Origin of the sequence: Thiothrix nivea DSM 5205 (genome assembly GCF_000260135.1) — a bacterium.
GTDB lineage: Bacteria > Pseudomonadota > Gammaproteobacteria > Thiotrichales > Thiotrichaceae > Thiothrix > Thiothrix nivea.
Genome location: NZ_JH651384.1, coordinates 1,403,049 through 1,416,649 on the forward strand (window position 1 = coordinate 1,403,049; position 13,601 = coordinate 1,416,649).

Annotated in this window: 12 protein-coding genes and 1 tRNA gene; 1 reads left to right on the forward strand and 12 read right to left on the reverse strand. The window is 54.7% G+C overall.

Annotation, left to right across the window (positions count from 1 at the left end; all coding sequences use genetic code 11):
• Positions 1-91: 91 nt before the first annotated feature.
• On the forward strand, positions 92-847 hold the full coding sequence (locus THINI_RS07215; protein ID WP_002707976.1) for a tetratricopeptide repeat protein: 756 nt from the start codon (positions 92-94) through the stop codon (positions 845-847).
• 116 nt (positions 848-963) lie between these two features.
• On the opposite strand, the gene truB is transcribed toward THINI_RS07215, so the two are convergent.
• The 12 genes from truB to THINI_RS07275 all read right to left on the reverse strand — a co-directional run bounded on the left by truB (position 964) and on the right by THINI_RS07275 (position 13,587).
• On the reverse strand, positions 964-1,872 hold the full coding sequence (truB, locus tag THINI_RS07220; protein ID WP_002707977.1) for a tRNA pseudouridine(55) synthase TruB: 909 nt from the start codon (positions 1,870-1,872) through the stop codon (positions 964-966).
• A complete protein-coding gene (rbfA, locus tag THINI_RS07225; protein WP_002707978.1) occupies positions 1,869-2,276 on the reverse strand; it encodes a 30S ribosome-binding factor RbfA in 408 nt (135 codons plus the stop codon). The genes truB and rbfA overlap by 4 nt, the downstream gene beginning before the upstream one ends.
• Before the next feature lie 3 nt (positions 2,277-2,279).
• Positions 2,280-5,138 (reverse strand): translation initiation factor IF-2, encoded by a 2,859-nt coding sequence (infB, locus tag THINI_RS07230; RefSeq protein WP_002707979.1) that lies wholly within the window; start codon positions 5,136-5,138, stop codon positions 2,280-2,282.
• An 18-nt stretch (positions 5,139-5,156) separates the two neighbouring features.
• Positions 5,157-6,656: a transcription termination factor NusA gene (gene nusA, locus THINI_RS07235; protein ID WP_002707980.1), complete on the reverse strand. Its 1,500-nt coding sequence runs from the start codon at positions 6,654-6,656 to the stop codon at positions 5,157-5,159.
• Positions 6,653-7,129, reverse strand: a complete 477-nt coding sequence (rimP, locus tag THINI_RS07240; protein ID WP_002707981.1) for a ribosome maturation factor RimP — start codon at positions 7,127-7,129, stop codon at positions 6,653-6,655. The genes nusA and rimP overlap by 4 nt, the downstream gene beginning before the upstream one ends.
• Positions 7,130-7,195: 66 nt before the next feature.
• Positions 7,196-7,272, reverse strand: a tRNA-Met gene (locus THINI_RS07245).
• A 65-nt stretch (positions 7,273-7,337) separates the two neighbouring features.
• Positions 7,338-7,628 (reverse strand): DUF2818 family protein, encoded by a 291-nt coding sequence (locus tag THINI_RS07250; protein WP_002707982.1) that lies wholly within the window; start codon positions 7,626-7,628, stop codon positions 7,338-7,340.
• Positions 7,625-9,064 (reverse strand): NADH-quinone oxidoreductase subunit NuoN, encoded by a 1,440-nt coding sequence (gene nuoN, locus THINI_RS07255; RefSeq protein ID WP_002707983.1) that lies wholly within the window; start codon positions 9,062-9,064, stop codon positions 7,625-7,627. The genes THINI_RS07250 and nuoN overlap by 4 nt, the downstream gene beginning before the upstream one ends.
• Positions 9,061-10,605, reverse strand: coding sequence for an NADH-quinone oxidoreductase subunit M (locus THINI_RS07260; RefSeq protein ID WP_002707984.1), 1,545 nt, complete (start codon positions 10,603-10,605; stop codon positions 9,061-9,063). The genes nuoN and THINI_RS07260 overlap by 4 nt, the downstream gene beginning before the upstream one ends.
• 27 nt (positions 10,606-10,632) lie before the next feature.
• On the reverse strand, positions 10,633-12,678 hold the full coding sequence (gene nuoL, locus THINI_RS07265) for an NADH-quinone oxidoreductase subunit L (RefSeq protein ID WP_002707985.1): 2,046 nt from the start codon (positions 12,676-12,678) through the stop codon (positions 10,633-10,635).
• Positions 12,679-12,682: 4 nt separating this feature from the next.
• Entirely contained in the window at positions 12,683-12,988 is a 306-nt protein-coding gene (gene nuoK, locus THINI_RS07270) for an NADH-quinone oxidoreductase subunit NuoK (protein WP_002707986.1), read from the reverse strand.
• A gap of 5 nt (positions 12,989-12,993) precedes the next feature.
• Complete coding sequence (locus tag THINI_RS07275; protein WP_002707987.1) at positions 12,994-13,587, reverse strand: NADH-quinone oxidoreductase subunit J; 594 nt, start codon at positions 13,585-13,587, stop codon at positions 12,994-12,996.
• Positions 13,588-13,601 lie beyond the last annotated feature (14 nt).

The window sequence follows — 13,601 nt, forward strand, 5'->3', positions numbered from 1 at the left end:
GAACAGACATCCCCCTGTTTTGGTAATGCTGTGAAACCAGTCTTACAATATAATAGTATGCAAAATAACCAACAGTATCAGGAGACCCACCATGCCCATACTAGGCGGCTTACTCGTTCTCATCCAGATCGCCTTTGCCATTCACGTCATCCGCAGCGGGCGCGAAATGTATTGGCTTTACCTCATCCTGTTCTTGCCCGGTATCGGCTGCGCAATTTATTTCTTCACCCAGGTCATGCCGGACATGCAGAACAACTACACTGTCCGCAAGGCTGGCAATCGCCTGCTGAAAGCCATGGATCCCGCGCGGGAATTACGCCACCGCAAGGATGAGCTCGAAATCGCCGATACTGTCGAGAACCGTGTCAAACTGGCGGATGAGTGCATAGAAGCAGGTTTTCACGATGAAGCCATCAACTTGCTGCAACGCTGTCAGCAAAACGGGCATGACGACCCCGACATCCTACTGAAACTGGCGCAGGCACAATACGGGGCAGACCAGTATCAAGCCAGCGTCGACACCTTGGACACCCTGATTAGTACTCACCCCAATTTCCGTTCCCATGATGGGCATCTGCTGTATGCGCGCGGCCTCGAAGCGCTCGGAAATATTCCGCAGGCGTTGGAGGAATATCAGGCACTAGCAACCTCTTTCCCCGGTGAAGAAGCACGCTGGCGCTATGCACGGTTACTGCAACAGCAAGGCCAAAACGGGCGGGCACGGCAAGTGCTGGAAGAAATTCTGCTGCGCGTAAAACGCGCCCCCAAGTACTACCGGCGCAAGGAGCAGGAGTGGGTCAAGCAGGCAGAGCAAACACTGAAAGACACACGCCCCCCCTCAGCATAATTTTGCCGTTATTGGCAGCGGTAGCCGCTATGCCATGCTTTATAAGTAACCTTTTTTTTACATAAGACAGAATATGGGGTTCGCAGGGGAAAAGGATGAAATGTACCGATTCAGGGTTAATAGGCCAGCAACCGTTTGGGAGCCAGCACGCCGTTGCCGCAAACCCCCAAGCCAATAAACTCACCGGATTCGCTGTAAAAGCGCATCAGCGCGGCATCTGCCGGAACCGGCTCCATCCGTACTTTCTGCCCTTGGCGCAAACGCAGTATGGTTGCTTTTGACAAAACCAGCGCTGGCAGGTGCGGCACAGCGCTGTCCAGCGGCAGCAGCACGGCATCCAACGCTTCCCGCCCCTGTCCCACCAGCGCCCGCAGACTTTCCAGCGTATGCATGGGTAAGCCGCCAAATGGCTCCACCGACTCACGCCGCAGCATCGACACATACGCGCCACAGCCGAGCGCTTCGCCTATGTCTTCCACCAAAGTGCGGATGTAGGTTCCCTTACTGCAAGCCACATCCAGTGTCAGGGTGGTGGCAGTACGCTCCAGCAATCGCAAGGAATGGATGCTCACGGCTCGGGCTTCCCGTTCCACCTCCACGCCTTGGCGCGCCAGCTTGTATAGCGGCTGACCATCCTTTTTTAGCGCGGAATACATCGGTGGGATCTGCATGATATCGCCCCGGAAGCGCGCCAACACAGCTTCGATGGCAGCGTCGGCCAGTTCCGGAACCGGGCGCGGATTGACCTTTTCACCCTCGGCATCGCCCGTGGTGCTGGTATAGCCCAAGCTAGCCGTCGTGACATAACGTTTGCCGGAATCGAGCAGGAAAGCGGAAACCTTGGTAGCCTCGCCAAAACAGACCGGCAACATGCCGGACGCAAGCGGGTCAAGGCTGCCGGTATGCCCGGCTTTTTCCGCCTGAAACAGGAAACGTGCATCCTGCAACGCCTTGTTGCTGGACACGCCCAACGCCTTATCCAGCAGCAGGATACCGTTGAGCTTACGGAACTGGCGGCGGCTCAATCTTCGGCCGCACCATTGCCGCCACCCTCGCTGCCATGACGGTCGGAAGCAACGGCCTTGTCGATCAGGGCAGACAACACATTGCCACGCGACTGGGTGTCGTCGTAGAAAAAGTGCAGGGCAGGCGTCACCCGAAGTTTCATCATGTGACCCAATTCATGGCGCAGGAAGCCGGCAGCATGGTTGAGCGCTTCCTGCGCCTCCAGGCCATGCTCGGCTTGCAGCACGTCGAACCACACCTTGGCATGGGCAAGATCTTTGGACACTTCCACATCCAGTAGTGTGACCATGCCGACGCGCGGGTCTTTCACCCGGTCGCGCACCAACATGGAAAGCTCGCGGTGGATTTGTTCGGCTACCCGGTCAGTGCGGGCGTAGCCGTGATGCGAATGGCGGGCTGGCATGGGTTAGAGCTTCCTCGCCACTTCGATGCGTTCGTAGCATTCAATCTGATCGCCCTTGCGCACGTCGGTGTAATCCTTGATCGCGATACCGCACTCAGTACCCATCGGCACTTCCTTGACATCATCACGATGGCGGCGCAGGGATTCGAGTTCACCCTCGAAAATGACCACGTTGTCACGCAATACGCGAATCGGGTTGCCACGCTTGACAGAGCCATCCACCACCAGACAGCCTGCTACTTGGCCGAAGCCGGAGGCACGGAACACGTCGCGGACTTCCGCGATACCCACGAAGACTTCGCGGACTTCAGGCGACAACAAGCCGCTCATGGCTTCCTTCACGTCGTTGAGCACGTCGTAAATGATGCTGTAGTAACGGATTTCCACACCTTCATCGGAAGCTGACTTGCGCGCCGTAGCGTCCGCCCGCACGTTGAAGGCCACGATAATGGCCTTGGAAGCGGCAGCCAGATCCACATCGCTTTCATTGATGCCGCCGACACCGGAAGACAATACCCGGACTTCGACTTCATCGGTGGATAACTGGAGCAATTCGCTGCGGATAGCTTCCACACTGCCCTGTACATCGGCCTTGACCAACAGGTTGACCTGGGCACGCGTACCTGCCTGCATCTGACTGAACAGGTTGTCGAGCTTGGCGCTGCTTTGGGCGGCAAAACGGCTGTCGCGCTGCTTTTCGCGGCGCAGCTCGGCAATTTCCTTGGCCTTACGCTCATCGGTGAGTACAACGACTTCATCGCCAGCCTCGGGCGCTGCTGACAAGCCCAGCACAGAAACAGGGATGGAAGGCCCAGCTTCCTTGACCGGACGCCCACGCTCGTCAAACATGGCACGCACACGGCCATACTCGGTGCCGCACAATAGCAGGTCGCCCTTTTGCAGGGTTCCCTTACGCACCAGAATGGTGGCTACCGCACCACGGCCTTTTTCGATACTGGCTTCGATGACGTTGCCTTGCGCAGGTGCTTCAACCGGCGCACGCAGTTCCTGGACTTCGGCAACCAGCAGCAAGGTTTCCAGCAATTCATCGATGCCTTGGCCGGTTTTGGCGGAAACGCGCGCTACCGGCACGTCCCCCCCCCATTCCTCGGTCAATACGCCGTTCTGGGACAATTCGCTCAATACCCGCTCAGGATCAGCTGCCGGTTTGTCAATCTTGTTGATCGCCACCACCAATGGAACACCCGCCGCCTTGGCGTGCTGGATAGCTTCCTTGGTTTGCGGCATAACACCATCATCTGCTGCCACGATCAAAATCACGATGTCAGTTACCTGAGCACCACGCGCGCGCATTTTGGTGAAAGCTGCGTGACCCGGCGTATCCAGAAAAGTGACCGTGCCATGGTCGGTGTCAACATGGTAAGCACCGATATGCTGGGTAATGCCGCCCGCTTCACCTGCTGCAACGCGGGTTTCACGGATGTAATCCAGTAATGAGGTCTTACCGTGGTCAACGTGACCCATGATGGTTACGACCGGCGGACGCGGCGACTCCTCGTATTCGGCATCCTGATCGATCATCGCCGCCAGCATGGAAGCGTCATCCATTTCCTGCATTGGCTTGGCCTTGTGACCCAGTTCTTCCGTTACCAGAATGGCTGTATCTTGGTCAATGGACTGGTTAATGGTCACCATCATGCCCATTTTCATCATGGCCTTGATGATTTCAGTGGCGCGGATAGCCAGCTTTTGCGCCAAATCAGATACGATAATGGTAGGTGGAATTTCTATCTCACGGATAACCGGAGCAGTCGGCTTTTCAAAGCCATGCTTGGCCTGTTGGCGTAAATCCGGTTTGCTGACTTCCCGTCTGCCGCCTTTCTTTTTGCCAGCACGGTTACCCGCCGGAACATGCAGTTCTTCACGGCTACGACCACCTACTTTCTTGACCACTTTTTTGACAGACTTTTTATCGCCACTACGGTCGGATTCACTATACTTGTCTGTGCTGGCTTCCTGCTCAGGCTCTGGCGCACTGCTGTCAGCAACCTGACGCGGTGCCAGCGACTGCTTGGGCTTGGCTTTGGAAGGCCGACGCTTCAGGGCCGCCGCAGCCTCTTCCCGCGCGGCAGCGGCAACAGCTTCACGCTGCTCCCTTGCACTCAAGTTTTCGCCAACAGCTGGTTCAGCAGCTGCCGCTTCAGTGGCGGGAACGGTTTCGGTGGGTGCTTCAGTGGTGGGAACGGTTTCAGTGGTGGTAGCTGTTTCATCCGCACCCCCAACAGATTGTTCTTGTGCTGGCGCATCAGTCATTACGGTCGCTTCAGATGCCATCTCAACAGCAGGAGCCGATATCGGTTCCGCGTGCTCTTCAATCTGCGGTACGGCGGGGAGTTCTTCTTCCTGCGCTGCTGGCTCAGCAACAGCCTGGCGCTGCTGTTCAAAACGCTGCGTTTCCCGTTGGCGACGCTCCTGCTCCGCTTTCTGGATGAGGGCTTCCCGCGCTTTGCGCTCAGCTGCCATTTGGCGTGCCAGCTCCTCGGTGCGGCTGGTACGCGCTTCCGGGGCAAAGGTTTGCCCACCTGACCCGGCAGGTTTGTCCGTGTCAGTGGAAATGGTTTTCTTGCGCCTGACTTCCACACTGACGGTTTTACCGCGCGTACCTGGGCCAACCGTCATTTCACTGGTGGAACGACGTTTGAGGGTAATCTTGCTGCCACCACCAGCAGGGGCGGCAGATGCACCCTGGCGAATATGCGCCAACAAGGTTAACTTTTGCGCATCGGTAATCCATGCGTCAGGGCCATCAACGTGAATCCCGGCATCCTGCAATTGCTTGAGCAGGACTTCAACGGGAGCATTGACTATCTCGGCAAGTTTTTTGACTGCTATGTCCGACATTACTTTCCTCCCGCAGAATCAGGCTTCTGCACTCTCATCCGACGCGAACCAAGGTTCCCGTGCTTTCATTATCAAGCTGGCGGCACGGGTTTCATCAATCCCGGCCAGTTCCATTAATTCATCCACTGACTGTTCGGCCAGATCTTCCATGGTGCAAACACCACTATTGGCCAGTTTGAAGGCCAGTTCATCATCCATGCCCTCCATGTGCAACAAATCTGCCGCCGGGAGGTGAGTATCCTGGGATATGGCCTGGGACAACAGGGCTGTTTGGGCACGGTCACGCAACTCATTGATAATGTTTTCATCGAAACCTTCGATTTCCATGAATTCTTCAATCGGTACGTAGGCAACTTCTTCCAGAGTGGAGAAGCCTTCTTCCACCAGAATAACCGCGACTTCCTCATCAACATCCAGTTTTTCCATGAACAGGTTGACGATAGCCTGCTGCTCAGCCTGGGTCTTGGCTTCGGCGTCTTCCACGCTCATCACGTTGAGTGTCCAGCCGGTCAGTTCGCTGGCCAAACGCACATTTTGGCCGCCACGGCCAATCGCTTGTGACAGCTTGTCGGCATCCACACCGATGTCCATGGTCTTGGTTTCTTCATCGACCACGATGGAAAGGACTTCCGCCGGTGCCATGGCGTTCATGACATAGGTGGCGATGTCCTCATTCCACAACACGATATCGACGCGCTCCTTGCCACCCAACTCGTTGGTGACGGTCTGGATACGGGAGCCGCGCATCCCGACGCAAGCGCCAATCGGGTCAATATTGGGCAAATTGGCGTGCACCGCGACTTTGGCTCGTGAACCCGGGTCGCGCGCCGCACCCATGATATCGATCATTTCCTGGCTGATTTCAGGTACTTCCAACTTCATCAGTTCAATCAGGAAATTCACGTCGGAACGGCTGATAATAATTTGCGGGCCACGCGCATCCTGGCGGATTTCTTTCAGGAAACCACGCACCCGTGCACCGACATGTAACATTTCACCCGGCACCATTTCTTCGCGCGGAATGAAGGCTTCAGCATTTTCACCCAAGTCAAGGATAACACCTTTGCGGTCGGCACGTTTGACCACGCCCATGATCAAATGGCCGATGCGGTCGCGATAAGCAGACACCACTTTTTCGCGTTCGGCCTCGCGCACCTTGGCGACAATGACCTGTTTGGCCGTCTGGGCAGCAATACGGCCAAATTCAACGGATGGAATCGACTCTTCGATATAGTCGCCGATTTCTACATCCAACCCGCGATCCTTGGCGTAACTGAGCAGAATTTGACGCTCCGGGCTTTCAAACTCAGGGTCTTCATCATCCATGACCTTCCATCGGCGGTAGGTTTCATAGTCACCGGTTTGCCGGTTGACGGCAACACGCGCATCCATACCCATGCCATAACGCTTGCGGGTGGCCATGGCGAGTGCAGTCTCAACCGCCGAGAAAATCAGTTCCTTGCTGACGCTTTTCTCATTGGAGACTGCATCAACAACATAGAGGATTTCTTTGTTCATGTGTGCTTACCGCCCTTACGCTGAGGTCGAATATCCAGTACCAACCTTCCCCGGTCGATCAGATCGTAGGGAATTTCATAGGTGACGCCTTCTACCTGCATGGCAATCCGGTTGTCATCAACATCCGTCAGTGTGCCGACAAAGTTGCGCCGTTTTTCCACCGGCATACGGGTACGCACCTTGATTGGCTGGCCAGTGTAACGGGCATAGTGCGCCGGGATGAATAACACCCGGTCAAGTCCAGGCGAAGATACTTCAAGAATATAGGCAACAGGAATCAGGTCTTCCACATCCAGCGCTGCACTCAACTGGTTACTGACACGCCCGCAATCATCTACAGTAATACCCTGATCAGAATCAATGAAGATACGCAGCAGGGCGCTCTCTTTCTGCGGGCGGTATTCATACCCCCACAAGTCATAACCGAGACCGGTTACCGTTGTATTGATCAGTGTATCCAGTTGTTCTTGCATCAGTTTTTTTCGTGCCTTCCTGTGCGTAGATAATAAAAAAGCCCCTGATAGGGGCCTTCTTGTATTTGGTAGCGGGGGCAGGATTTGAACCTGCGACCTTCGGGTTATGAGCCCGACGAGCTGCCAGACTGCTCCACCCCGCATCAGAGGTGTGAACTATAGAGAAAACCGGCTGGACTTGCAAGGGCAATATTAACGGAATTTGAAATTAGCGGATGTGACGGTAGATAAAGCCCGGAAAGGCAAACACCATGAACAGGAACAAAGTCACCCAGTAAAACTCCCAGTCCTGCGTATGCAGGGAACCGGTCACCCGCTGCTCCAGCAACAAGCCTAGCCCCCCTGCAATGGCATACAAGGCCAGCCATTCAACCAGCCGCACCCACACCGGCTTATGTTCACATTGCAGTATCAGGAAACAGCGCTGGCTCAACCACGGCAGGTTGGCCAACAGCAAGGCAATGGCGAGGAAACCCCATTGCAGGACAGACAAACTCATAAGCGACTGGCGACCATGGCAGCGGAACAAATACCCATCAGTGCGCTCGGGAGGATTCCCAACAGCACCATGAGCACGCCATTAACGCTGATCAACACATTAAAATCAAGTTCTGCCCGGATAGGTGCGGCATGTTCCGGCGGCTCATCAAAATACATCATCTTGATGGCACGCAGGTAATAGAACGCCCCCACCACCGACATGACCACCATAAACACCGCTGGCCACAGATAGCCCGCCTGCATCACAGCCTGGATAATGGAGAGTTTGGCGTAGAAACCAACCGTTGGCGGAATCCCCGCCATGGAAAACAGGAACAGCATCATGAGGAAGGCATACCATGGGTTGCGCTCATTCAAGCCCTTGATGTCATCCAACGTTTCTGCCTCCACGCCATCCTTGCCTAACAGGATCAGGATACCAAAACCGCCCGCCGCCATCATCGCGTAAGTAATGGTGTAAAACAGGGCAGCCCCGTACCCTTGCGTGGTTCCGGTCAGCGCCCCCATGAGGATGAAACCCATGTGTGCAATGGTGGAGTAAGCCAGCATCCGTTTTAGGCTGAACTGGGCAATCGCCACCAGATTACCCAGGAACACCGACAACAGGCCAAATACCAGCAGCAACTGCGCCCAACCCGGCTGGGCACTACCCATGGCTTCCGCCAGCACCCGTAGCAACATTGCCAGCGCCGCCACTTTCGGCACGCTGCCAAGGAACATCGTGACAGCCGTCGGCGCGCCCTGATAAACATCCGGCACCCACATGTGGAATGGCACAGCCCCGAACTTGAAGGCAATCCCCGCTACAATGAACACCAGCGCAAACAGCAATGGGGTATTTTGCATGACATTCTGGGAATTGACGTATTCCAACACGCCAGCAAACTCCAGCCGCCCGCTTAGGCCATACAGGATGGAAATGCCATACAACAACAAACCGGAGGCTACCGCACCCAGCACAAAATATTTCATTGCCGCTTCGGTGGAACGCCCGTCATCACGGTTGAACGCCACCAGCGCATACATGGACAAGGCCAGCAGTTCCAACCCCAGGTACACCACCAGCAAATTGTTGGCGGACACCATGACCAGCATCCCCAATACCGCAAATAAACCCAACAGGAAAAACTCACTATGCCAAATATGACGGTCTTTCAGGTACTTGCGCGCATAGACAAACACGCCTGCCGTCAATAACAGGATGCTGATTTTCAGCACACCCGCGAGGTCATCATGCATATACATGCCATACAGGCCAGTGACCTTGCTACCATCCATCATCGCAAAGACCAGCAAGGCTGTCGCCAGTACAGCTACCTGAGTCAGCAGGTAAGTCACCATGCGGCAGTCTTCACGCAGGAATAAGCCTATCAGCAAAATAAAGCAAATGGTGCTGAGCAGAAAAATTTCCGGCATTGCAATAGCAATATTCATAACTGGCACCCCCCTACGAAGCCCGTACAGAGCTTGCTTTGCAAAGCCTGGGACAACAGGTTTTCAATTGATTTTTCCATGACATCCGTCAACGGCTGGGGCCACAGACCCAATACCAATACCGCGACCGCCAACACCGCCAGCATGATGAATTCACGCTTGCCAATATCCTGCAATTTAGCTACTTCGCCATTACCGATGTCACCGAAAATAATGCGCTTTACCAACCACAGCGTGTAGGCAGCCCCCACAATCAAGGTAGTCGCCGCCAGGAACGCAATCCACGGGTCAGCACGGAAGCTCGCCAGAATCACCATAAACTCACCGACAAAGCCGGAAGTGCCCGGAAGCCCGGTATTTGCCATCGCAAACAATACATAGAACGCCGCAAATACCGGCATCTTGTTGGCCACCCCACCATAGGCATTGATGTCGCGGGTATGCATACGGTCATACAGCACGCCAATACAAAGGAACATTGCCCCGGAAATGAAACCATGCGACACCATTTGCACCATACCGCCCTGCACCGCCAGCACCGCGCTGTTCATGCTGGCGCTATCCTGCGCTTTCAGTGCGATCATGTACACTGCGAAGAAACCCAGTGTCACAAAACCCATGTGCGCAATCGAGGAATACGCCACCAGTTTTTTCATGTCCTGCTGCACCAGCGCCACAAAACCGATATACACCACCGCCGTCAACGACATGAAAATCACCAGCCAATCCAGATGCTCAGCCGCATCCGGCACAATCGGCATGGCAAAACGCAGGAAAGCATAACCACCCACTTTCAGGGTAATCGCCGCCAGGATCACCGAACCACCGGTCGGCGCTTCCACGTGCGCATCCGGCAACCAGGTATGCACTGGCCACATTGGCACTTTCACCCCGAACGCCAGCAGGAATGACAGAAAAATCAGGATCTGCGGCAGCATATCAATTTTCAATACATGCAGATCAGCCACCGCGAAACTGCCACCCAATTGGTACATGTAGATCAGGCTAATCAGCAGAAATACCGAACCGAAGAACGTATACAGGAAAAACTTCAAACTGGCGTAAACCCGGCGTGGCCCACCCCAAATACCGATAATCAGGAACAGCGGAATCAGCATCCCCTCGAAGAAGATATAGAACAACATGGCGTCGAGTGAAGCGAACACACCATTCACCAACCCTTCCATGATCAGGAAAGCCGCCAGATACTGGGAAATGCGGTACTTGATCACCTCCCAACCGGCGATTACCACCAGCACGGTAATGAAGGTATTCAACAGGATCAGCGGCATGGAAATGCCGTCCACGCCCAAAGAATAGTTAATGTTGAATGCTTCTACCCACGGCATCAGCTCACCAAACTGCATGGCAGCCGTCGTGCTATCAAAACCGGTATACAAAGGTATGCTCAGCAGGAAAGTCAGAATCGCAATCCCCAGTGCAAACTGCCGCGCACCCGAACGGTCGCCGACAATCAAGACACCCATGCCGCCGACAATCGGCAGCCAGATCAGAAAACTCAGTATTGGCAAATCAAGCATGTGTATTTCCAGGTAAATCCAAGGCGCTTATCTGAAGAACAGGAACCAGGTAAGCATCAGCAGGATGCCCGCCACCATCGAGAAGGCATAATGGTACAGATAACCCGTCTGGAGATGACGTGCCAGACCGGAGAACCACCCCACCACTTTAGCCGATCCATTCACGATCAGGCCATCAATCACCAGACGCTCACCAAACGCCATCAGTCCGTTGCCCAGACCAACAGCCCCTTTGGCAAATACCGCCTGGTTGAAGTCGTCCATGTAATATTTCCGGTCCAGCAAGCTATGCAGCCAGCGGAATTTGTCATACGCCCAGCGGGCAATCGAGTCATCTTTCATATAGATGAACCAAGCAGATGCCAAACCCGCCATCGCCAGCCAGAATGGCGGAGCCATCAGGCCATGCAGGATAAAGGCCATCACACCATGGTATTCCTTGCTGATTTCCTCGATACCTTCATGCGCCGACAACCAGGCAGCCCAACCAGGGTCAAAACCATGAGCCGCATCATTCACATAAATGGCGTTGCGGAAAAACTCTCCCACCACCATCGGATCCAGCAAATACCCAGCCACCACGGACGGAACCGCCAGCATCATCAACGGCACAGTCACCACCCATGGAGACTCGTGCGGCGTACCGCCGTGCCCATGATGGTCATCGCCGTGGCCGTCATGATGCCCATGATCATCGTGGTGGCCATGCGTATCGAAACGCTCCTTCCCGTGGAACACCAGGAAGAACATGCGGAAACTGTAAAACGCCGTCACAAACACGCCCAGTAACACCAGCGTATAGGCATAACCCGCTGCGCCCAGATGTGACTCATGTACCGCTTCGATGATCAAATCCTTGGAGAAAAAGCCGGAGAACCCCGGAAAACCGATCAGCGCCAATGAGCCGATCAATGAAGTCCAGTAAGTAATCGGCATGTACTTCTTCAAGCCACCCATCTTACGGATGTCCTGCTCATGGTGCATTGCTATAATCACCGACCCTGCCGCCAAGAACAGCAGCGCCTTGAAGAACGCATGGGTCATCAAGTGGAACACTGCTGCCGAATAGGCCGACGCACCCAGCGCCACCGTCATATAACCCAGCTGCGACAGCGTGGAATACGCCACCACCCGCTTGATGTCATTCTGCACAATGCCTATCAGCCCCATGAAGAAGGCCGTGGTTGCGCCAATCACCAGAATCACATTCAGGGCGGTATCAGACAGCTCGAAGATTGGTGACATACGCGCCACCATGAAAATACCCGCCGTCACCATGGTCGCCGCGTGGATCAAGGCCGAAATTGGGGTTGGGCCTTCCATCGAATCCGGCAGCCATACATGCAAAGGCACCTGCGCCGACTTGCCCATCGCGCCGATGAACAACAGGATGGCGATCAGCGTCACCACATTCCATTGCCAGCCCGCGAAAATTTCAATGTCCACACCGGCCACATTGCGGATATTGGCGAAAGTTTCCGCGTAATCCAGTGTACCGCAATACATCAGCACCGCCGCAATCCCCAACAGGAAACCGAAGTCGCCCACCCGGTTGACCAGAAACGCCTTCATGTTGGCATAGATAGCCGTATCCTTCTTGAACCAGAAACCGATCAGCAGGTAGGACACCAAACCGACAGCCTCCCAGCCAAAGAACAACTGCATGAAGTTGTTGCTCATGACCAGCATCAGCATGGAGAAGGTAAACAACGAAATGTAACTGAAGAAGCGCTGATAACCGGGGTCATCGTGCATGTAGCCGATGGTGTAGATATGCACCATCAGGGACACGAATGTCACCACCAGCATCATCATGGTACTGAGGTTATCGAGCAGGAAACCCACCTCAAAGCGGATGTCGCCGATCACCGCCCAAGTATACACCGTGCCGTTATAGGTATTGCCGTTGAAAATGACATCATTCGCCACCACCACCGACAACACGAACGCGATGGCCACGCCCAGAATGGTTACCCAGTGGGAAGCTGTGCGCCCGATTTTCCAGCCAAACAAACCCGCGATAATCGCACCCAGCAAAGGCGCAAGTGGAATTGCTGTATAGATTGCTCCCATTCCCTTACCCCTTCATCGCGTCAAGTTCTTGGACATTGATGGTGCGGCGGTTACGGAACAGCGTCACCAGGATCGCCAGACCAATGGCTGCTTCCGCCGCCGCCACCGTCAGAATGAAGAATACGAACACCTGCCCCGCCATATCCCCCAGATAATGGGAAAAGGCAATGAAGTTCATGTTTACCGACAACAGCATCAGCTCGATGCACATCAGCAGGATCAGCATGTTCTTGCGGTTCAGGAACATGCCCGCAACGCTGATGGAGAACAGCACGGCGGCAACTATCAGGAAATGCGACAAAGGGATCATGCTCGTTACTCGCTTCTCTCGGACTTCATTTTGACCAGACGTACACGGTCTTCACGGCGTACCTGCACCTGCTGGGATACATCCTGTTTTCTGGAATCAGGACGGCGGCGCAAGGTCAGGACAATCGCGGCAATGATCGCCACCACCAGAATCACGGCGGCAATCTCGAACGGGTACACATACTCGGTATACAGCAATGCACCCAGCGCTTCGGTATTATTGGGCGCAGCCGGAGCCGCAGGCACGGTTGCCTGGAATGGCCCGCTATTTACAACCAGGATCATTTCCACCGCAACCACGGCAGCCACCAAGAAACCGACCGGTAAATAACGCGCAAACCCTTCCTTCAACAGGTCAAGGTTCAAATCCAGCATCATAATGACGAACAGGAACAGCACCATGACCGCCCCCACATACACCAATACCAGCACGATGCCGAGGAATTCCGCCTCCAGCAGCAACCACAGCGCCGCACTGGTAAAAAAGCACACAATCAGGCTGAGTGCTGCATATACCGGGTTACGCACCGTCACCATACTGATCCCCGCAGCTACCAGCGTGACAGAGAACAGGTAAAAAATGAGTTGTTCAAATGACATATCTATTTGAGTCC

Bases quoted from the DNA above. Each gene is read 5' to 3' on its own strand.
- rimP (WP_002707981.1), bottom strand. From the start codon at position 7,129: ATGCAAGAACAACTGGATACACTGATCAATACAACGGTAACCGGTCTC.
- nuoK (WP_002707986.1), bottom strand. From the start codon at position 12,988: ATGATCCCTTTGTCGCATTTCCTGATAGTTGCCGCCGTGCTGTTCTCC.
- THINI_RS07215 (WP_002707976.1), top strand. From the start codon at position 92: ATGCCCATACTAGGCGGCTTACTCGTTCTCATCCAGATCGCCTTTGCC.
- infB (WP_002707979.1), bottom strand. From the start codon at position 5,138: ATGTCGGACATAGCAGTCAAAAAACTTGCCGAGATAGTCAATGCTCCC.
- nuoL (WP_002707985.1), bottom strand. From the start codon at position 12,678: ATGGGAGCAATCTATACAGCAATTCCACTTGCGCCTTTGCTGGGTGCG.
- THINI_RS07275 (WP_002707987.1), bottom strand. From the start codon at position 13,587: ATGTCATTTGAACAACTCATTTTTTACCTGTTCTCTGTCACGCTGGTA.
- THINI_RS07250 (WP_002707982.1), bottom strand. From the start codon at position 7,628: ATGAGTTTGTCTGTCCTGCAATGGGGTTTCCTCGCCATTGCCTTGCTG.
- rbfA (WP_002707978.1), bottom strand. From the start codon at position 2,276: ATGCCAGCCCGCCATTCGCATCACGGCTACGCCCGCACTGACCGGGTA.
- nuoN (WP_002707983.1), bottom strand. From the start codon at position 9,064: ATGAATATTGCTATTGCAATGCCGGAAATTTTTCTGCTCAGCACCATT.
- THINI_RS07260 (WP_002707984.1), bottom strand. From the start codon at position 10,605: ATGCTTGATTTGCCAATACTGAGTTTTCTGATCTGGCTGCCGATTGTC.
- nusA (WP_002707980.1), bottom strand. From the start codon at position 6,656: ATGAACAAAGAAATCCTCTATGTTGTTGATGCAGTCTCCAATGAGAAA.